14 protein-coding genes and 2 riboswitches are annotated in these 20,466 nt (G+C 62.0%); of the genes, 6 read left to right on the forward strand and 8 right to left on the reverse strand.

Annotated elements, in window-relative coordinates:
* Positions 1-350: 350 nt before the first annotated feature.
* Both ACR52_RS18990 and ACR52_RS18995 read right to left on the reverse strand, forming a co-directional pair.
* On the reverse strand, positions 351-845 hold the full coding sequence (locus ACR52_RS18990) for a DUF934 domain-containing protein (protein ID WP_048727764.1): 495 nt from the start codon (positions 843-845) through the stop codon (positions 351-353).
* Positions 829-2,487, reverse strand: coding sequence for a nitrite/sulfite reductase (locus tag ACR52_RS18995; RefSeq protein ID WP_048727767.1), 1,659 nt, complete (start codon positions 2,485-2,487; stop codon positions 829-831). The genes ACR52_RS18990 and ACR52_RS18995 overlap by 17 nt, the downstream gene beginning before the upstream one ends.
* Before the next feature lie 423 nt (positions 2,488-2,910).
* Between ACR52_RS18995 and ACR52_RS19000 the strand changes: the two genes are divergently transcribed.
* Positions 2,911-3,978 (forward strand): ABC transporter substrate-binding protein, encoded by a 1,068-nt coding sequence (locus ACR52_RS19000; protein ID WP_048727771.1) that lies wholly within the window; start codon positions 2,911-2,913, stop codon positions 3,976-3,978.
* Here the strand turns inward: ACR52_RS19000 and ACR52_RS19005 are convergent.
* Together ACR52_RS19005 and metH are read right to left on the reverse strand one after the other, a co-directional pair.
* Positions 3,975-4,193, reverse strand: coding sequence for a DUF2970 domain-containing protein (locus ACR52_RS19005; RefSeq protein WP_048727774.1), 219 nt, complete (start codon positions 4,191-4,193; stop codon positions 3,975-3,977). The two genes, ACR52_RS19000 and ACR52_RS19005, sit on opposite strands and share 4 nt — an antisense overlap.
* A 128-nt stretch (positions 4,194-4,321) precedes the next feature.
* Positions 4,322-8,032 (reverse strand): methionine synthase, encoded by a 3,711-nt coding sequence (gene metH / locus ACR52_RS19010; protein ID WP_048727777.1) that lies wholly within the window; start codon positions 8,030-8,032, stop codon positions 4,322-4,324.
* Positions 8,033-8,198: 166 nt separating this feature from the next.
* Between metH and ACR52_RS19015 the strand changes: the two genes are divergently transcribed.
* On the forward strand, positions 8,199-10,487 hold the full coding sequence (locus ACR52_RS19015; RefSeq protein ID WP_048727780.1) for a fatty acid cis/trans isomerase: 2,289 nt from the start codon (positions 8,199-8,201) through the stop codon (positions 10,485-10,487).
* 327 nt (positions 10,488-10,814) lie between these two features.
* Positions 10,815-11,399, forward strand: a complete 585-nt coding sequence (gene nfuA, locus ACR52_RS19020) for a Fe-S biogenesis protein NfuA (protein ID WP_048727782.1) — start codon at positions 10,815-10,817, stop codon at positions 11,397-11,399.
* Between the two features lie 230 nt (positions 11,400-11,629).
* Here nfuA and cobM read toward each other — a convergent pair whose 3' ends face one another.
* The 4 genes from cobM to ACR52_RS19040 all read right to left on the reverse strand — a co-directional run bounded on the left by cobM (position 11,630) and on the right by ACR52_RS19040 (position 13,737).
* Complete coding sequence (gene cobM / locus ACR52_RS19025) at positions 11,630-12,376, reverse strand: precorrin-4 C(11)-methyltransferase (protein WP_048727784.1); 747 nt, start codon at positions 12,374-12,376, stop codon at positions 11,630-11,632.
* A gap of 70 nt (positions 12,377-12,446) precedes the next feature.
* On the reverse strand, positions 12,447-12,839 hold the full coding sequence (locus ACR52_RS19030; RefSeq protein WP_048727787.1) for a cobalamin biosynthesis protein: 393 nt from the start codon (positions 12,837-12,839) through the stop codon (positions 12,447-12,449).
* Positions 12,836-13,540 (reverse strand): CbtA family protein, encoded by a 705-nt coding sequence (locus tag ACR52_RS19035; RefSeq protein WP_048727791.1) that lies wholly within the window; start codon positions 13,538-13,540, stop codon positions 12,836-12,838. The genes ACR52_RS19030 and ACR52_RS19035 overlap by 4 nt, the downstream gene beginning before the upstream one ends.
* Before the next feature lie 11 nt (positions 13,541-13,551).
* Complete coding sequence (locus ACR52_RS19040; RefSeq protein ID WP_048727794.1) at positions 13,552-13,737, reverse strand: CbtB domain-containing protein; 186 nt, start codon at positions 13,735-13,737, stop codon at positions 13,552-13,554.
* A gap of 97 nt (positions 13,738-13,834) precedes the next feature.
* Positions 13,835-14,045: riboswitch (cobalamin riboswitch) on the reverse strand.
* A gap of 41 nt (positions 14,046-14,086) precedes the next feature.
* Positions 14,087-14,286: riboswitch (cobalamin riboswitch) on the forward strand.
* Between the two features lie 93 nt (positions 14,287-14,379).
* On the opposite strand from ACR52_RS19040, the gene cobW reads away from it, so the two are divergent.
* The 3 genes from cobW to ACR52_RS19055 all read left to right on the forward strand — a co-directional run bounded on the left by cobW (position 14,380) and on the right by ACR52_RS19055 (position 20,442).
* Entirely contained in the window at positions 14,380-15,453 is a 1,074-nt protein-coding gene (gene cobW, locus ACR52_RS19045; RefSeq protein WP_048727797.1) for a cobalamin biosynthesis protein CobW, read from the forward strand.
* A gap of 3 nt (positions 15,454-15,456) precedes the next feature.
* The gene (gene cobN, locus ACR52_RS19050; protein WP_048727801.1) at positions 15,457-19,218 is read left to right on the forward strand and encodes a cobaltochelatase subunit CobN; all 3,762 of its coding nucleotides are present in this window, start codon (positions 15,457-15,459) and stop codon (positions 19,216-19,218) included.
* 225 nt (positions 19,219-19,443) lie between these two features.
* The gene (locus ACR52_RS19055; RefSeq protein ID WP_048727805.1) at positions 19,444-20,442 is read left to right on the forward strand and encodes an ATP-binding protein; all 999 of its coding nucleotides are present in this window, start codon (positions 19,444-19,446) and stop codon (positions 20,440-20,442) included.
* Positions 20,443-20,466: the final 24 nt, after the last annotated feature.

Below are 20,466 nucleotides of genomic sequence, written 5' to 3' on the forward strand. Positions count from 1 at the left end.
AATCGGGAGCAAGCCCCCTCTTATCAAACTTAAAATAACTTACTGATTTTAAAGGGTTAAAATTTCACCCTAAAGTCTTGAGTCTTGCATAAACACTTTCAGGCGACCGCATTCTTGTGGCGAGCGGGCTTGTCCCGCGTTGGGCTGCGCAGCAGCCCCAAAACCAGGCGCAGAGGAGTGCCCGATACACCGCATCGTCTTCATCAGGGGCGCTTCGCACCCCAACGCGGGACAAGCCCGCTCGCCACAGAGGGCCCAGTTTGCTGCGCGACAGCGCGGCGTCGAAGACGGGGTGGGCCCTCCCTCGCCACAGGTGCAGTGTTTGCCCTTGGTGTGTGGCTACCGAGGACTCAGCGTCGACGGAACAGCGGCAGCGGTTCATCCGTTGCAGCCTGGTACGTCACCGAGAAGTCCTTGAGGCTTTCCAGCGCTTCGTACGGGTCTTTGTCGGCGCGCAAGGCGAAGGCATCGAACCCGCAGCGGCGCAGGTAGAACAGTTGGTCGCGCAGCACGTCGCCAATCGCGCGCAATTCGCCTTTGTAACCGTAGCGGTCACGCAGCAGGCGTGCGTTGGAGTAGTTGCGACCGTCGGTGAAGGCCGGGAAGTTCAGGGCGATCACCTGGAAGTGCTCCACGTCATCACCGATCTCTTCGGCTTCTTCATCGGCGTCCAGCCACACACCCAGGCCGCCGTCGCGGGCCTTGAGGGCGTGGCCGTGCTCGCGCCACAGCGCCAGCGGAACGATCAGGTCGTCGCAGTTGGAGATGCCGTCGAAGCTCGCGTCCTTGGGCAGCAGGTGCCAGGTTTCGTCGAGGACTTCGTTGTTCTTAATGATTCGCTGCATAGACGCGCTCCTTGAACAGGTCAATGCCGATGCGCTGGTAGGTGTCGATGAAACGCTCATCTTCGGTGCGCTGTTCGATGTACACATCGATCAGTTTGCCGATCACCGCCGGCATGGCTTCCTGGGCGAAGGACGGGCCGAGGATCTTGCCCAGGCTCGCATCGCGGCTGGCGCTGCCACCCAGGGACACTTGGTAGAATTCTTCGCCTTTCTTGTCCACGCCCAGGATGCCGATGTGGCCGACGTGGTGGTGACCACAGGCGTTCATGCAACCGGAGATGTTCAGGTCCAGCTCGCCGATGTCGAACAGGTAGTCCAGGTCATCGAAACGGCGCTGGATAGATTCGGCAATCGGGATCGACTTGGCATTGGCCAGGGAGCAGAAGTCGCCGCCCGGGCAGCAGATGATGTCGGTCAGCAGGCCGATGTTCGGCGTGGCGAAACCGCCTTCGCGCAGCTCGCCCCACAGGGTGAACAGTTGGCTCTGCTCGACGTCCGCCAGAATGATGTTCTGCTCGTGAGAGGTGCGCAGTTGGCCGAAGCTATAGCGCTCGGCCAGGTCGGCGACGCCGTCCAGTTGCTTGTCGGTGATATCGCCCGGCGCCACGCCGGTGGGTTTCAGCGACAGGGTCACGGCCACATAGCCCGGCTTTTTGTGCGCCAGGGTGTTGCGGGTGCGCCAGCGGGCGAAACCTGGGTGCTGCTTGTCGAGTTCAGCCAGTTCGGCGTCCTGATTGCTCAGGGCCTTGTACTCAGGATCGACGAAGTGCTTGGCCACACGGTGAACTTCGGCTTCGGTCAGGGTGGTCTGGCCGCCGCGCAGGTGTTCCATTTCGGCGTCGACTTTCTGGGCAAACACCTCAGGTGTCAGCGCCTTGACCAGGATCTTGATCCGGGCCTTGTATTTGTTGTCACGACGGCCGTAGCGGTTGTAGACCCGCAGGATGGCGTCGAGGTAGCTCAACAGGTGCTGCCACGGCAGGAACTCGTTGATAAATGCGCCCACCACCGGCGTACGGCCCAGGCCGCCACCGACGAGTACGCGAAAGCCCAGCTCGCCGGCCGCGTTGTGCACCGGCTCCAGGCCGATATCGTGCACTTCAATGGCCGCACGGTCCGATGTCGAGCCATTGATGGCGATCTTGAACTTGCGCGGCAGGTAGGCGAATTCCGGGTGGAAGGTCGTCCACTGGCGGACGATTTCACACCAGGGGCGCGGGTCGATCAGTTCGTCGGCGGCAACGCCGGCGAATTGGTCGGTGGTCACGTTGCGCAGGCAGTTACCGCTGGTCTGAATAGCGTGCATCTGCACAGTGGCCAGTTCAGCCAGGATGTCCGGCACGTCTTCCAGCGCCGGCCAGTTGAACTGCACGTTCTGGCGGGTACTGATGTGGGCATAGCCTTTGTCGAAGTCGCGGGCAATCTTGGCCATCATGCGCGTCTGGCGCGAAGTCAGTTGGCCATAGGGCACGGCCACCCGCAGCATCGGCGCAAAGCGCTGAACATAAAGGCCATTTTGCAGGCGCAGAGGGCGGAACTCTTCTTCGCTCAGTTCGCCTGCCAGATAGCGTCGGGTCTGATCACGGAACTGCTTGACGCGGTCCTCGATGATGCGCTGATCGTATTCGTCGTATACGTACATATAGGTCCTGTTCTCGGCAAATCTGCGCGCACGGCCGCGCACTCCCAACGGAGCCGGCGCACGATACCAGTTTGCGTTTATGCGCAAAAGTGATGTTTGAGTATATGTAAATAACCAAATCGACTAATGAGAACGGTTATCGCGATACCCACATTTGTCATGCGGGCAATCATCAACTTTACTGTGGTCGTGTTTGAGTGCAATCACCTATAAAACCGACAAGAGGCGATGCAATGAGCAATCCGACAAAAGCCCGTAAACCCGACAGTACCGTTGATGCCTGGGCCATTCTGTTCCTGATAATTCTGGTGGTGGGAACCGCCGTGTTCTGGGTCAGCCACCAATAAAGAACCCTGTTCGAGCCTCGATATACTGGCGAGCCGGCATTATCATGGCGGCTTATATTCAAGGCTCGAATTAAGCATGTCGAAGGTTCTGATTGCGTGTTTGTGGTGCCTGGGGGCGGCGTATGGGGCGATGGCTCATGCGACCTCTGTGGTCTTTCTCAACCCCGGTATGTCGACGGAAACCTTCTGGGTCAGCTACACGCAATTCATGCAGGCCGCCGCCAAGGATCTCGGCCTGGATTTGCGTGTGCGTTATGCCGAGCGTGATGCCAACAACACGCTGGCCCAGGCGCGTGAGGTGCTGCAAGGCAGCCAGCGGCCTGATTATCTGGTGCTGGTGAATGAGCAATACGTTGCACCGCAGATCCTGCGCATGGCTGAGGGCAGTGGCGTCAAGCTGCTGGTAGTGAACAGCGCGCTGACCCCCGACCAGGTGCAATTGCTGGGAGCCCGCAACGGCATCCATTTGATCGGCAGCCTGGTCGCCGACGACGAAGAAGCTGGCTATCTGATGCTCAGCGACCTGCTGCACCAGTACGGCCCGGTTGCGCCCGGCCAATCCCTCGACCTGTTGGCATTTTCCGGCTTCAAGACCACGCCGGTCGCGCAATTGCGTGAGCGGGGCATGCGTCGGGCGCTGGCCGAGCATCCCGAGGTGCGCCTGCGCCAGTTAGTCTTCGGCGAGTGGAGCCGCGAGCGGGCCTTCGAGCAAGCGATGCAACTGTTCAAGCGCTATCCGCAGACGGCGCTGGTGTGGTCGGCCAACGATCAGATGGCGCTGGGCGCCATGCAGGCGCTCCAGGCCAGTGGGCGATTGCCCGGTAAGGATACGCTGTTCAGCGCGGTCAACAGCTCGCCCGAGATCTTGCAGGCGCGCCTGGATGGGCGCTTGTCGAGCTTGGTCGCTGGGCATTTCACCGTGGGCGGGTGGGCCATGGTGCTGATCAATGATGATGCCAAGGGCGTGGACATTGGCGCATACGGCGGGCGCGACCGTCAGCTGGCGTTATTCCAGTTGATCGATGTCGGCCAGGTACGGCGCTTGTTGGGGCCGACACCGTCGGTGAATTTTCGCGCGCTGTCCGCCCAGGGCAAGCCGGCGTCCTATCTATACCCCTTCAGCCTGCAACTGCTGCTGCGCTAGACACCCGCCAGGTGGAGCACCAGTTGGACGATGCCGAACAGCGTCAAGGCAAACACTGCAGTGAACAGAATGCCCAGCGCCACGAAGTGGCTGGGCTTGCCATGGGTGAAGTCCCGCGCGCGGTTCTTGCCGCTCTGCACGCCGAAGGCGGCGGCCATGACGCTGTGAAGCATCTGCCAGAAGGTCGGTGGCTTGTTGTTGCCTGGATCGTCCATACATCCCTCGACACAAGGTGTGTGTGGGACAGCATAGACGATGGCCTACGGCTGGGTCGGGGAGGGCGACGCGGAGCGTCACGGGCGGCATTCCCACGCTGAACGTGGGAACGATCATCCGGCAGGGCTTAGTTGTCGTAACCCAGGTTCGGCGCCAGCCACCGTTCGCTCACGCTCAGGTCCTGGCCTTTGCGGGCGGTGTAGCTGGCCACCTGGTCCTTGTCGACCTTGCCCACGGCAAAGTACTGCGCCTGCGGGTGGGCGAAGTACCAGCCGCTGACCGCCGCTGCCGGAAACATCGCGTAGTGCTCAGTGAGGAACACGCCGCTGCGCCCGGCTTGCATTTCGCGGGCCTCGGGGTCGAGCAGTTGGAACAGCTGGGCTTTCTCGGTGTGATCCGGGCACGCCGGGTAGCCGGGGGCAGGGCGGATACCGCTGTACTGCTCCTTGATCAGCGCCTCGTTGTCCAGTTGTTCGTCCTTGGCATAGCCCCAGTAGTCTTTACGCACTTGCTGGTGCAGCCATTCGGCGCAGGCCTCGGCCAGGCGGTCGGCCAGGGCCTTGACCATGATCGAGTTGTAGTCGTCGCCCGCGTCCTGATACGCCTTGGCGACTTCTTCGGCGCCGATGCCGGCGGTGGTGATAAAGCCACCGATGTAGTCGGTCACGCCACTGTCTTTTGGCGCAACGAAGTCGGCCAGGGAGAAGTTCGGCTTGCCGTCGGTCTTGATGATTTGCTGGCGCAAGTGGTGCAGTTTGGCAATTGGCTGGCCATCGTCACCGTAGACTTCCAGGTCATCGTCCTGCACCTGGTTGGTCGGCCAGAAACCGAACACCGCGCGGGCGCTGATGAGCTTTTCGTCGATCAGCTTGGCGAGCATTTCCTGGGCGTCTGCGTACAGCGAGGTAGCAGCTTCGCCCACCACCTCGTCGGTCAGGATGCGCGGGAATTTGCCGGCCAGGTCCCAGGAAATAAAGAACGGCGTCCAGTCGATGTACTCGGCCAGTACCTTGAGGTCGATATTGTCCAGCACCTTGGCGCCGGTAAAGGTCGGCTTGACCGGGGTGTAGGTGCTCCAGTCGAACTGCGGCTTCTTGGCGATGGCCGCCGGGTAGCTCAGGCGTTCGGTCCGCGCGCTGCGGTTGGAGGTGCGCTCACGCACGTCGATGTATTCCAGGCGGGTCTTCTCGACGAACGCCGGCTTCAATTCCTTGGACAACAACTGCGTGGCTACGCCCACGGCGCGCGAGGCGTCGGTCACGTAGATCACCGCGTCATTGCTGTACTTGGGCTCGATCTTCACCGCCGTGTGGGCCTTGGAGGTGGTGGCGCCACCGATCATCAACGGCAGGTGGAAGTCCTGGCGCTGCATCTCGCGCGCCACGTGCACCATCTCGTCCAGGGACGGGGTGATCAGCCCGGACAGTCCGATGATGTCGCACTTCTGTTCCTTGGCCACTTGCAGGATTTTTTCCGCAGGCACCATGACGCCCAAATCGACAATGTCATAGCCGTTGCAACCGAGTACCACGCCGACGATGTTTTTGCCGATGTCGTGCACGTCGCCCTTGACGGTCGCCATCAGGATCTTGCCCTTGGCTTGCGGCTTGTCGCCTTTTTCCAGCTCGATGAACGGGATCAAGTGGGCCACGGCTTGTTTCATTACCCGCGCGGATTTCACCACCTGGGGCAGGAACATCTTACCGGCGCCAAACAGGTCGCCGACGATGTTCATGCCCGACATCAACGGGCCTTCGATCACTTCGATCGGGCGCGTGAACGACTGCCGGGATTCCTCGGTGTCTTCGACGATATGGGTGGTGATGCCTTTGACCAGTGCGTGTTCCAGGCGCTTGTTGACCGGCCAGCCGCGCCATTCCTCGGTCTCGGCTTCCTTGACGCTGCCGTCGCCCTTGTATTTGTCGGCGATGGCGAGGAGGGCGTCGGTGCCTTCCGGGGTGCGGTTGAGCACCACGTCTTCCACCGCATCGCGCAGCTCGGCCGGGATCTGGTCATAGATCTCCAACTGGCCGGCGTTGACGATACCCATGGTCAGGCCGTTGCGGATCGCATACAGCAGGAACACCGAGTGGATCGCCTCACGCACCGGGTTGTTACCACGGAACGAGAACGACACGTTGGATACGCCGCCGGAGGTCAGCGCATACGGCAGCTCGTCGCGGATGTAGGCACAGGCGTTGATGAAGTCGACGGCGTAGTTGTTGTGCTCTTCGATACCGGTGGCGACCGCGAAGATGTTCGGGTCGAAGATGATGTCTTCCGGCGGAAAGCCGACTTCATTCACCAGGATGTCGTAGGAGCGTTTGCAGATTTCTTTCTTGCGCGCTTCGGTGTCAGCCTGGCCGGCTTCGTCGAAGGCCATCACCACAACCGCCGCGCCGTAACGCTTGCACAGCTTGGCGTGATAAATGAACTGCTCGACGCCTTCCTTCATGCTGATGGAGTTGACGATGCCCTTGCCCTGGATGCACTTGAGGCCGGCCTCGATCACTTCCCACTTGGAGGAGTCGATCATGATCGGTACGCGGGAGATGTCCGGTTCACCGGCAATCAGATTGAGGAAGGTCACCATGGCCTTCTTCGAATCGAGCATGCCCTCGTCCATGTTGATGTCGATCACCTGGGCGCCGGCTTCCACCTGCTGAAGGGCGACTTCCAGGGCTTCGGTGTAGTTGTCTTCACGGATCAGCCGGGCAAAACGTGCGGAGCCGGTGATGTTGGTGCGCTCGCCGACGTTGACGAACAGCGAGCTGCGGTCAATGGTGAACGGCTCCAGGCCCGACAGGCGGCAGGCCTTGGGGATGTCCGGAATCGGGCGTGGCGCGTAACCGGCCACGGCCTTGGCGATGGCTTCGATATGGCCCGGCGTGGTGCCGCAGCAGCCGCCGACGATGTTGAGGAAGCCGCTTTGGGCGAACTCTTCGATGACCTTGGCGGTTTCCGACGGCAGTTCGTCGTACTCGCCGAATTCGTTGGGCAGGCCGGCGTTAGGGTGAGCCGACACATGGGTGTTGGCTTTGTTCGACAACTCTTCCAGGTACGGGCGCAGGTCGCTCGCACCCAAGGCGCAGTTGAGGCCCACCGAAATCGGCTTGGCGTGGCTGACGGAGTTCCAGAACGCTTCGGTGGTCTGGCCCGACAGGGTACGGCCCGACGCGTCGGTGATGGTGCCGGAAATCATGATCGGCAGTTCAACATTCAGTTCTTCGAACACGCCTTGCACGGCGAAGATCGCGGCTTTGGCGTTGAGGGTGTCGAAGATGGTTTCGATCAGGATCAGGTCGGCGCCGCCCTCGATCAGACCTTTGGTGGCCTCGGTGTAGTTTTCCACCAGTTCATCAAAGGTCACGTTGCGGTAGCCGGGGTTGTTCACGTCCGGTGACAGCGAGCACGTCCGGCTGGTAGGGCCGAGCACGCCGGCGACGAAACGCGGCTTGGCCGGGTTCTCCAGGGTCTTGGCATCGGCGACTTTACGCGCCAGTCGCGCGCCTTCTACGTTCAGCTCGTAGGCCAGTGCTTCCATGCCGTAATCGGCCATGGAAATCCGGGTGGCGTTGAAGGTGTTGGTTTCCAGAATGTCGGCGCCGGCATCCAGGTAGGCTTTTTCGATGCCACCGATCACGTCCGGACGCGTGATGATCAACAGGTCGTTGTTGCCCTTGACGTCGCTTGGCCAGTCGGCGAAGCGTTTGCCACGGTAGTCCTGCTCTTCCAGTTTATAGCTCTGGATCATCGTGCCCATGCCGCCGTCGAGGATCAGGATACGTTCCTTGAGGGCTTGGTGAAGGGCTTGCAGACGAGCGCTACGATCGGACATGGGACTACTCTGGTCAGGCATTACGGAGGGCGTGGATCATAGCAAACCTGTGCCGATTTGGAGCATGTGCCGGTTTTGCATGAATATCGTTCATGTTGGTGCGGGTCTTAGCCCGGTAGAATCACCGCCTGCTCTTTATCGCACGCATTGAATCGGGACCGGGTACATGTCACTTCGTCTTATCGTCAGCGCCGTTCTGGCATTGATAGCCAGTACTGCCCAGGCGGACGCTTTACCGGCGATTTCCTACACTCGTGACATTCAGCCGATCTTCACCGAGAAATGCGTGGCCTGCCATGCCTGCTACGACTCCGCCTGCCAGTTGAACCTTGGAAGTGCCGAGGGTGCGGCGCGCGGTGCGACCAAAGTGCCGGTCTACGACGGCGAGCGTAGCCAGGCGACGCCGACCACCCGTTTGTTCTATGACGCATTTGGCAAGCAGGCCTGGCAGCAGAAGGGCTTCTATTCGGTACTGGACGCCCAAGGCAGCCAGGCCGCATTGATGACGCGCATGCTGGAGATGGGGCATAAGGCGCCCTTGCAGCCCAATGCCAAGTTGCCCGCAGAGATTGTGCTGGGGCTCAACCGCGAAAACATGTGCGCGCTGCCCGGCGAGTTCAACGCCTACGCCGGTGCCCATCCCAGCGAAGGCATGCCGCTGGCGGTCACCGGCTTGACCGACCAGCAATACCAGACTCTGCAACGCTGGCTGGCCTCCGGTGCGCCGATTGACGAGCAAGGCCTGGCACCCAGCGCCCAGGAAGCCCTGCAGGTGCAGCAATGGGAAAACCTGTTTAACCAGCCTGGTGCCCGTGAAAGCCTGGTGGGGCGCTGGTTGTACGAGCATTTGTTCCTCGCGCACATCTACTTCGAAAACGGCGAGCCGGGGCATTTCTTCCAGTGGGTGCGCTCGCGCACGCCGAGTGGCCAGCCGATCGACCTGATCAGCACCCGCCGCCCGAATGACGACCCAGGCACGAGGGTTTACTACCGCCTGTGGCCGGTGCAGGGCGTGATCGTGCACAAGACCCACATCACCTATCCGTTCAGTGCCGAAAAAATGGCCCGGATCAAGTCGCTGTTCTATGCCGGCGACTGGCAGGTCAACGCCTCGCCTGGCTACGGCCCGCGCCGCCGCGCCAATCCGTTCGAAACCTTCGAGGCGATCCCGGCCAAGGCGCGTTACCAGTTCATGCTGGATAACGCCGAATACTTCGTGCGCACCTTTATTCGCGGGCCGGTGTGCCGTGGGCAGATCGCCACGGACGTGATTCGCGACAACTTCTGGACCCTGTTCCAGGACCCCGACCACGACCTGTACATCACCGATGCGCGTTATCGCGGCCAGGCCACGCCGTTGCTGGCGATGCCGGGGCAGAACGATGACGTGGGCAGCGTGTTGAGCCTATGGCTGGCCTATCGCGACAAGCGCAACCAGTACGAAGCGCTGCGCCGGGACAACTACGCCGACCTGCCGCCGCCGAGTTGGTCGAGCTTGTGGGCCGGTAATGACAATGCCTTGCTGAGTATCTTCCGCCACTTTGACAGCGCCTCGGTGAACAAGGGCCTGATCGGCGAAGTGCCGCAGACGATGTGGTTGTTCGACTATCCGCTGCTGGAGCGCACGTATTACCAGTTGGCGGTGAATTTCGATGTGTTCGGCAATGTGTCGCACCAGGCCCAGACCCGGCTGTACTTCGACCTGATCCGCAACGGCGCCGAACAGAACTTCCTGCGCCTGATGCCGGCGGATAGCCGCGACGACTTCATGGACGACTGGTACCAGAACGGCGGCCAAATCAAGCTGTGGCTGGACTACGAGGCGATTGATGACGACAAGCCCAGCGGGTTGTACTTGGATGAAAAGGACCCGAAACGGGATTTTGCCAACCAGTTGCTGGCCCGTTACGGCGATTTGAACGCCAGTCCGGACCCGATCAACCGTTGCGTGGGGGCCTATTGCTCGCGTGATGGCATTGATCCGGCGCTACAGGATGCGGAACAAGCGCTGAGCCGCCTGACGGCACGCCCGGCGGCGGGGCTCACGGTGATCGATCAATTGCCTGAAGCGACGATGCTGCGGATCGAGACCGCCAACGGCAAGCGGGTGGTGTATAGCCTGCTGCGTAACCGTGCGCACAGTAATGTGGCGTTTTTGCTGGGTGAGGCTTATCGCTATCAGCCTGGGCTGGACACGGTGACTATTTATCCGGGGGTGCTTAGCAGCTATCCGAACTTTATGTTCAATATTCCGGCTCAGGAAGTGCCGGAGTTTGTGGCGCTGATGGAGAAGGCTAAAGATGCCAAGCGCTTTGAGAAGATTGTTGATCGGTGGGGTGTGCGGCGGAGTCATCCGTTGTTTTGGCAGTATTTTCATGATTTGTCGCAGTACATCCGGGAAACCACGCCGGTGGAAGAGGGGGTGTTGGATATGAATCGGTATGAGAATTTGTGACGGGGGTTTTAGGTGGATATCCGTTGTTGCGGTAAGTGCCACCTATGGTTCCGCTCTTACAGCGGGTCACTATTGGAAGGACCGGAATGCTGCCCCGGGCACACCGAGCCCAAGCGAGGTGCCGAGTGTTGGGGCAAGAGCGTTTTGCTTACTTTTGCGCTTTTCAAAAGTGAGCCGCTGTAAGAGCGGAACCCATATCAGCCGTTACCGCAGAAACGGATATGTACACCCACACCCAAACCAAAAACTATCCCGACAAAAACACTAGGACTTTGTACCTCCGTAATAATTTGGCGTAAACTCCTGTCAAGCCTGTGAGGAGTTTCCATGACTGCCATAACCATTACCGACGCCGCCCACGATTACCTGGCTGACCTGCTGTCCAAGCAGAACACCCCGAATATCGGCATCCGCGTCTTTATTACCCAGCCTGGCACCCAGTACGCCGAGACGTGCATTGCCTACTGCAAGCCGGGCGAAGAAAAACCTGAAGACACCGCGCTGGGGCTGAAAAGCTTCACTGCTTACATCGACAACTTCAGCGAAGCCTTCCTTGACGACGCCGTGGTCGATTACGCCACGGACCGTATGGGTGGCCAATTGACCATCAAGGCGCCAAACGCCAAGGTGCCGAACGTCAACGCCGAAAGCCCGGTCAACGAGCGCATCAACTACTACCTGCAAACCGAGATCAACCCGGGGCTGGCCAGTCACGGCGGTCAGGTCAGCCTGATCGACGTGGTGGATGACGGTATCGCCGTGTTGAAATTCGGTGGCGGCTGCCAGGGCTGCGGCCAGGCGGACGTGACCCTGCGCGAAGGCATCGAGCGCACCCTGCTCGAGCGCGTTCCGGAGCTCAAGGGCGTACGCGACGTGACCGACCACACGCAGAAAGAAAACGCCTACTACTGAGTAAGGCGTTCACTGCGAACAAAAAAACGGCGCCCCGTGAGCGCCGTTTTTTTATGCTTTAAATTCAACCAATTACATCATTGTCCTGATAAAAAACATCACCTGTAGGAGCCCGGCTTGCCGGCGATGGTGCCCATGAAGACGCCATCTCCGGCGAGCCGGGCTCCTACAAGCTATTGGTATTTATTTATCTATATCAATGACTTGTAGTTATTTTGTGATGTGGATTGTCATGGTCGATAGAGGTGGGCATGGCCGGCACGATACAGCGACGAATCGCTGAAACTGTCACTCGCCAACACCCGGCCCACCACAATTAATGCCGTACGCCGGAAGCCCTTTGCCGCGACTTTTTCGGCAATGTCGCTAAGCGTACCCATCGCCCAATCCTGATCCGGCCAGGTAGCGCGATGCACCACGGCAATCGGGCAATCCGCCCCATAGTGCGGCAGCAGCTCGGCGACAATTTTCTCCAGATGATTGACCCCCAGGTGAATCGCCATGGTCGTGCCATGCCGCGCCAGGCTGTCAAAGTCCTCGCCGGCAGGCATGCTGGTCTTATCTGCATAGCGGGTCAGGATCACGCTTTGGGCGATGTCCGGCAGGGTCAATTCGGCCTCCAGCAGCGCCGCGCAAGCCGCCACTGCGGTCACACCCGGAATGATCTGGAACGGAATGCCCAGTTCACGTAAATAACGGATCTGTTCGCCAATCGCGCCATACAGGCTCGGATCGCCGGAGTGCACGCGTGCCACATCCTGGCCCTTGGCGTGAGCCGCCTTGATCAACTCGATGATCTGTTCCAAGTGCAATTCGGCGCTGTTGATCACCTGTTCCGCCTGATGACCGTCCAATACCGCCGTGGGCACCAGCGAGCCGGCATAGATGATCACCGGGCAGCTGCGGATCAGCCGCTGGCCTTTGATGGTGATCAATTCCGGGTCGCCGGGGCCGGCGCCGATGAAGTAGACGGTCATGGGGAATTCCTGTCGAAAAACGGGCGAGCATGAAAAATGCTCATGATCGAGACGGGCGATTATCGGGGTTTTAGTCGACGCAGGCCAATGCAAAGGTGGCCTGGGCGTTTTGTTTGCGGGCGATCAACAGGCGTGCAGGTGCGCCGTAGAGGTGTTCAGCAAGGGCCAGGGCGGCACTTTCGGCGATGCCGTAACAGCCGGTATGCGCAAAGGCGAGCGCTGATTTGTGGCTCAGTCGGTCTTCATACATCGCCAGTTGGTCAGCGCTGAAACACTGCAGCGGCAGGTTCAGCAACCGGGCGAGTGCAAGCAATCCCGGTTCGTCCTGCTTGCGATCGATACTCGCCAGCGCGGTGACACGCTGGCGCTCGATACCGCCCTCGGCGAGGGCAGTATCGAACAGTTCCAGCAGGGTGTGAGCCTCACAACCGCGCTGGCAACCCAGGCCAACGACCAGCGTCATGCCGAGTATTGATCATCGCGATTGCGACGGAACAGCCAGGCGCTGATCAGGCCAAGGGCCAGCCAGAACGCAACGTTGGTCAGCTGCGAAGCAATCTTGAACTGGGCTTCCAGCGCTTCCGGCGCCAGCATCGAGTGCACTTCCGGCTGCGGCGCGCCGATCACGTGCGGGACGGCCAGGATTGCGACGCCCAGCACTTTGAGCAGCCAGTTGTGACCAAACACGATCAGCGCGATGCCGGCAGCAGTAGACGCAGCAGTACCGATCCACCAGACCTGGCGCTGCGCCAGGTCGGCAGCGGCGGTGCCCGGCAACTCCGGTGGCAGGCCCAGGGTAGGCGCCAGTACAAAGGTCGCGTAACCGGCCAGGCCCCACAGCAGGCCTTGAGCGGTGCGGGTCGGCGCGCGCAGGGTGTAGAAACCGGCCAGCATCAGCGCGAAACCGACCGCGACCACCAAGTTGCCACCGGTGGTCGACAACACGCGCTGCCAGCCGTCTTCCGGCTCCCAGGCTTCGGCGTCGTGGGTGTGGGCGACGGCGCCAGCGGCGTGCTCATGCACCACTTCAGTCGCGGCCGGGGCTTTTTCAAAAGATTCCGCCTGCAAAATCAGCGGGGCCACCCAGAAGCTTTGCAGCAGGGTCAGCAGCAGGGCGGCCAGCAGGCCGGTGAACCCTGCGGTTTGCGCAATACGCTTGATCATGTCGGCAGGTCTCAGTGGCAAGGGAACGCGGCGCTGTGGCGGGTATCGTGGGCAGCGTTGTGCACCGCCTCGATATGCGAGAAACCGGCGAAATACACCAGGCACGCGCCGAGGATCGACGCACCGATGGCGGCAGTCAGGCGTTGGCTGAGAGAAGTGGTGGTGCTGGTGTGCGAAGTGCTGCTGATGATCGACATGGCGCGTCCCTTTCAGGTGTCTGGGTGAAACGAGCGCATGAAAACCCCGCGAGCCAGGCACGCAGGGTTCTGAACAGCGCCCGCCCACCGCGGGTTTGTTATCTGATTTTTTCGGGCCGGTCTCCGGGCTTGCGAGGGGGCTCTTGAACTGAGTCCTGAAAGCATCGCCTTCCCATACCCAGAGGCACAGTGGCTGTGACGCTTCGCTCGCTTACCGTTGCGGGGGCAGCACCGGACTCGTCATGGAAGCATGACTCACCGGTTTCCCGTTTCACCCTGTGAAGGGCACCCGAAACAAGGCGTGTAGGAAAGCATGCAGAGCGACGGTAGTCAAATTGACCGAGCCCCTGTAGCCTTGCACCTTCGAGGTTCTTCGGCCCAGGTCGAAGCTAAGAAGGGAACGCGGTTCAAGCCGCGGCTGCCCCCGCAACTGTGAAGGGTTTATCTGACTGCCACGCCACTGCCAATACGGCGGGAAGGCGCAGCCAGCGCCGGTCTAAAGACCCGCATGCCCCAAGCCAGGAGACCTGCCTCGCAACCGATTTTTCAATTCAACCGGGCGGGGTGATCCGGTGACGAAATCCGCTGCTGCGCGCCGCCGCAGGGCTCATCGTCCCGTATGCCCGCCCCAAAGGGCATCCGATGAAAACACTGGCCAAACTCCCCGTCACCATCGTTACCGGCTTCCTCGGCTCGGGCAAAACCACCTTGCTGCGCCATATGCTCGACAACGCCCAGGGCCGCCGTATCGCGGTAATCGTCAATGAGTTCGGCGAGTTGGGCATCGACGGTGAAATCCTCAAGCAGTGCTCCATCGGTTGCACCGAAGAAGAAGCCAACGGCCGCGTCTACGAACTGGCCAACGGCTGCCTGTGCTGCACCGTCCAGGAAGAGTTCTTCCCGGTGATGCGTGAACTGGTCGCCCGTCGTGGCGACCTGGACCATATCCTCATCGAAACCTCGGGCCTGGCCCTGCCGAAACCGTTGGTCCAGGCTTTCCAGTGGCCGGAAATCCGCAGCGCCTGCACGGTTGACGCGGTGATCACTGTGGTCGACAGCCCGGCCGTAGCTGCCGGTACCTTTGCCGCCTTCCCGGATCAGGTCGACGCCCAACGCAAGCTCGACCCGAACCTGGACCACGAATCGCCGCTGCACGAGCTGTTCGCCGACCAACTGGCCAGCGCCGATCTGGTGATCCTCAACAAATCCGACCTGATCAGCCCTGAAGACCTGGCCCGCGTGCGCCTGGAAGTGGCCGAAGAGCTGCCGCCTGCCGTGAAAATCATCGAAGCCAGCAGCGGCCGCGTGCCTCTGGACGTGTTGATCGGCCTGGGCGCCGGCTCCGAAGAGCACATCGACGGCCGCCACAGCCATCACGATCATCACCACGACGGTGAAGGCGATCACGACCACGACCACGACGCGTTTGACTCCATCTCCATCTCCATCGACCTGCCTCAAGCCGACGAAGCACTGCTGCTCGACGCCCTGACCCAGTTGGTGGTGCAGCACGGCATCCTGCGGATCAAAGGCTTCGCGGCGATCCCGAACAAGCCGATGCGCCTGCTGATCCAGGGCGTGGGCACGCGGTTCGACAAGCACTTCGACCGTGCCTGGGGCGCCGACGAAGCGCGCATCACGCGCCTGGTGCTGATCGGCCAGGAGCTGGACGCGGCGGGCCTCGAAGCGCAATTGCGCGCCGCCCTCAGCGTTTAACCCATGCACCTGCTCAGGACCCAGCCCGGTGGTTTCGTCTCGGACGACAATATTGCCGACCTTGGACAAACCCCCGCCGAGCTGGTGATCCTGTGCAGCGGCGATTCCAGCCTGGCGCTGCTCGCCGAAGCGGCGCAGCAGTTGCCCGACGATTACCCGAGCCTGCGCTTGGCCAACCCGATGCAGGTGCAGAACCACGCGTCCGTCGACTTGTATGTCGATGAAGTGCTGTGCCACGCCAAAGTCATCCTGATTTCGCTGCATGGCGGCATTGGCTATTGGCGCTACGGTATCGAGCGTCTGGTGCAGTTGGCCGAGCGCGGCGTCACACTGATCCTGGTGCCGGGCTGTGATCGGCCAGACCCGGAACTCAGCGGTTTGAGTACTGTGGGACAGGAAGAGCGCGACCGCCTGTGGCACTTTTTGCGTCAGGGCGGGCTAGGTAATGCGCTGGATTTCTATCGCTGCCTCGCCAGCGACTACCTGGGCCGCGAGTACGCCTGGGCCGAGCCGCAAACCCTGCCGCGCACCGCGATTTATCACCCGCATAAAGCCAATGCCCACCTCAATGACTGGCAGGCCGACTGGCGCCCGGACTTCCCGGTGGCGGCCGTGCTGTTTTACCGCTCCCATTTGCAGGCGGCCAATACCGGTTTTATCGATGTGTTCTGCCAGCGCTTGCAGGCAGCAGGCCTTAACCCGCTGCCGATGGCGGTGGCCAGTTTGAAAGAGCCCGGCTGCCTGGCGGTGGTCGAGGATTTGCTGGATGAGGTCGGGGCGGCGGTGATTTTGAACACCACCGGTTTTGCTCAATCCAGCCCCGAAGCGCCGCATTTGCGTCCGTTTCGCCGCAATATCCCGGTGATCCAGGCGATTTGCGCCCAGGACAACCAACCCGGCTGGGAGGCCAGCGAGCAGGGCCTCGGCCCACGCGACCTGGCGATGCACATCGCCTTGCCGGAACTGGACGGGCGCATTATCAGCCGGCCGATCAGCTTCAAAGACTTGGCCTGGCGCAGCGAGCGTAGCCAGTCGGACGTGGTGTGTTACCGCGCAGCGCCCGAGCGCATGGACTTTGTGGCGGAACTGGCGCGGCGTTGGGTCGAGCTTGCGCGGGTGCCGAATGCGGACAAACGCGTCGCGCTGATCCTCGCCAACTACCCGACCCGCGACGGCCGCATCGGCAACGGCGTGGGCCTGGATACGCCGGCGGCGGCGCTGAATATCCTGCGCGCCCTGCAAACCGAGGGTTACCCGCTGCCGGATGTGCTGCCGGACAGCGGCACTGCCTTGATCCATGAACTGCTCGGCGGCGTGACCAATGACCTCGACAGCCTCGACCTGCGCCCCTGCCATCAAAGCCTGGGGCTGGACGACTATGAGGCGATGTTCCAGCGCTTGCCCGAAGCCAACCGCCGCGCTGTGCTGGAGCGCTGGGGCGCGCCACATAGCGACCCGATGTGCCGCGACGGCCGCATGATGATCGCCGGCCTGCGCCTGGGCCTGACCTTCGTCGGCATCCAACCGGCCCGGGGTTACCAGGTGGACGCCAGCGCGGTCTACCACGACCCGGACCTGGTGCCGCCCCACGGTTATCTGGCGTTCTACTTCTGGTTGCGCCACACCTACGGCGCCCACGGTGTGATCCATGTGGGCAAGCACGGCAACCTGGAATGGCTGCCGGGCAAGGGCGTGGGGCTGTCGGAACACTGCTGGCCGGATGCATTGCTCGGGCCGCTGCCGAATATCTACCCGTTTATCGTCAATGACCCGGGCGAGGGCGCCCAGGCCAAGCGCCGCACACAGGCGGTGATCATCGATCACCTGATGCCGCCGCTGACCCGCGCCGAAACCTACGGCCCGCTGCGCGACCTGGAACTGTTGGCGGACGAATATTACGAGGCGCAGCTGCTTGACCCGCGCCGCGCCCTTGAGCTGCAAAAAGACATTCTCAAGCTGGTGCGCGAAACCCGTATCGACCAAGAGCTGGAACTGGACAACGACGCCGACGCCGCCATTTGGTTGCCGCGCCTGGACACGTACCTGTGCGATTTGAAGGAATCGCAGATCCGCGACGGCCTGCATATCTTTGGCGAGTCGCCCCAAGGCCGCTTGCGTATCGACACTTTGCTGGCGTTGTTGCGCATCCCGCGTGGCGATGGTCGCGGGCCGCAATCGAGCCTGCTGCGTGTGTTGGCCAAGGCTTTCGAGCTGGGCTTTGATCCGCTGGATTGCGCCCTCGCCGAGCCGTGGGCCGGGTGTCGCCCCGAGGTACTGCAAACGATCGATGCGCAATTGTGGCGCACGGCCGGTGACACCCGCGAACGCCTCGAACTGTATGCGGCGCGCTTGATCGAGCAGGCGCTGGAAGGGCCGCTTGAGCAATTGGAGGAACCCGGCTGGGAGGACGTGAAGGCCGTGATCGAAAGCCTGCGCACTGTCGTGGCGCCGCGCCTGGATGCGTGTGGCCCAGCGGAAATGCGTGGTTTGCTCGATGCCTTGAGTGGCCGCTTTGTCCCGGCAGGCCCAAGTGGCGCACCGAGTCGCGGTCGCCTGGACGTGCTGCCCACAGGGCGTAACTTCTTCACGGTGGACGTGCGCAACCTGCCCACCACCACCGCCTGGCGTATTGGCTTTCAATCCGCCAACCTGATTCTTGAGCGGCACTTGCAAGACCACGGCGACCACCTGCGCCAACTCGGCCTGTCGGTATGGGGCACCGCCACCATGCGTACTGGCGGCGACGATATCGCCCAGGCCATGGCGTTGATGGGCGTGCGCCCGGTGTGGGCCACGGGCAGCCAGCGCGTGGATGACTTTGAGATCCTGCCGATCAGCCTGCTGGACCGCCCGCGCGTGGACGTGACGCTGCGCGTGTCGGGCTTCTTCCGGGATGCCTTCGCCAACTTGATCCGCCTGTTCGATGCGGCGGTGCAGGCGGTGGCGGCGCTGGATGAACCCGACGACATGAACCCGCTGGCGGCCAAGGTGCGCAGCGAGCGCGCGGCATTGCTTGAGTCGGGCCTGGACGAAGAAACTGCGTCAAAACATGCCGGCTGGCGCATCTTTGGCGCCAAGCCGGGTGCCTATGGCGCGGGCGTGCAGGGCGCGATTGACGGTCGCCTGTGGCAAAGCCGCGAGGACCTGGCCGAGGTTTACCTGAATTGGGGTGGCTACGCCTATGGCGGCTCCGACGAAGGCACCGCCGCCCGCGAACAGTTCGCCCAGCGCCTGAGCCAAGTGCAAGCGGTGCTGCAGAACCAGGACAATCGCGAGCATGACCTGCTCGATTCGAATGACTACTACCAATTCCAGGGCGGTATGCTCGCTGCCGTGGAGACCCTGAGCGGCGACAAGGCCGCCAGCTATCATGGCGACCACGGCCAGCCGGACCTGCCGAAGATCCGCACCTTGAAGGAAGAGCTGAACCGGGTGATTCGTTCCCGCGCCGCCAACCCCAAGTGGATCGAAGGCGTGAAGCGCCATGGCTATAAAGGCGCGTTTGAAATGGCCGCGACCGTGGACAACCTGTTCGCGTTCGACGCCACTACCGCGCTGATCGACGATCACCAATACGCCTTGCTCGCCGACGCCTACTTGCTCGACCCTGACACCCGGGCCTTTGTGCAACAGCACAATCCCGACGCCCTGCGGGACATGACTGAGCGCATGCTCGAGGCCCAGCAGCGCGGGATGTGGCAGGAGCCCGGGGCGTATCGCGAGGCGTTGGAAAACCTGTTGCTGGATATAGAAGAAGACGGTTAGCGCAAGATCCGGCTCTTGTGGTGAGCAGGCTTCCTGTGGCGAGCGGGCTTGCCCCGCGTTGGGCTGCGAAGCAGCCCCAAAACCGGACACAGCGTTCCGTCAGGAAGAATGCGTTTAGCTTTATTGGGGCTGCTGCGCAGCCCAGCGCGGGGCAAGCCCGCTCGCCACAGGAAGCTCGCCCATCAAAGTTGATTGCCTGTACCGCAGAATTTAAAGAGAACCCGAATGACTGATATCCCCCATTTCCCGCTGTCCGCCGTGGTCGGCGCCGACGACCTGAAACTGGCGCTGTGCCTGACCGCCATCGACCCAAAGATTGGCGGCGTGCTGATCGAGGGCCCGCGCGGGATGGCCAAGTCGACCCTGGCCCGCGGTTTGGCCGATCTACTGGCCAGTGGTCAGTTCGTCACCCTGCCACTGGGCGCCACTGAAGAACGCCTGGTGGGCACCCTGGATCTGGATGCGGCGCTGGGCGAAGGCCGCGCGCAGTTTTCCCCAGGCGTGCTGGCCAAGGCGGACGGCGGCGTGTTGTATGTCGATGAAGTCAACTTGCTGGCCGACCACCTGGTGGACCTGCTGCTCGACGTCGCCGCGAGCGGTACCAACCTGATCGAGCGCGACGGCATCTCCCACCGCCACTCGGCGCGATTTGTATTGATCGGCACGATGAACCCGGAGGAGGGCGAGTTGCGCCCGCAACTGCTCGACCGTTTCGGCTTCAACGTGGCGCTGAGCGGGCAGACCTTGCCGGCCGAGCGCGGGCAGATCATCCGCCGTCGCCTGAATTTCGACAGCGATCCGCAAGCGTTCTGCGCACAGTGGGCTGAACCGCAGTCTGCCTTGCGCGAGCGCTGCACCCAGGCGCGGGCGCGGCTCGACAGCATTGAGCTGGATGACCAGGCGCTGGCGCAGATTACCGAGCGCTGTTTTGCCGCCGGTGTCGATGGCCTGCGCGCGGACCTGGTCTGGCTGCGCGGCGCCAGGGCCCACGCAGCCTGGCGTGGCGCTAGCGCGATTGCCGAGGAAGATATCGAAGCCGTGGCCGAGTTTGCCTTGCGCCACCGGCGCCAGGAGCAATCGCCGCCGGCCAGTGCGCCCAATGAAGGCCAGGCGCCGAACCCCTCAGACACCTCACCCGGCCAAGGCCAATGGGGCGACATGCCTGCTCCGTCCCTGCCCACGGGCGCTCGCCGGGACGTGCCCACCTGGCCAAAAAAGCCCTAGGCATTCGCCCTCGACCTGACGCGG

The organism is Pseudomonas fildesensis (genome assembly GCF_001050345.1).
Lineage (GTDB): Bacteria > Pseudomonadota > Gammaproteobacteria > Pseudomonadales > Pseudomonadaceae > Aquipseudomonas > Aquipseudomonas fildesensis.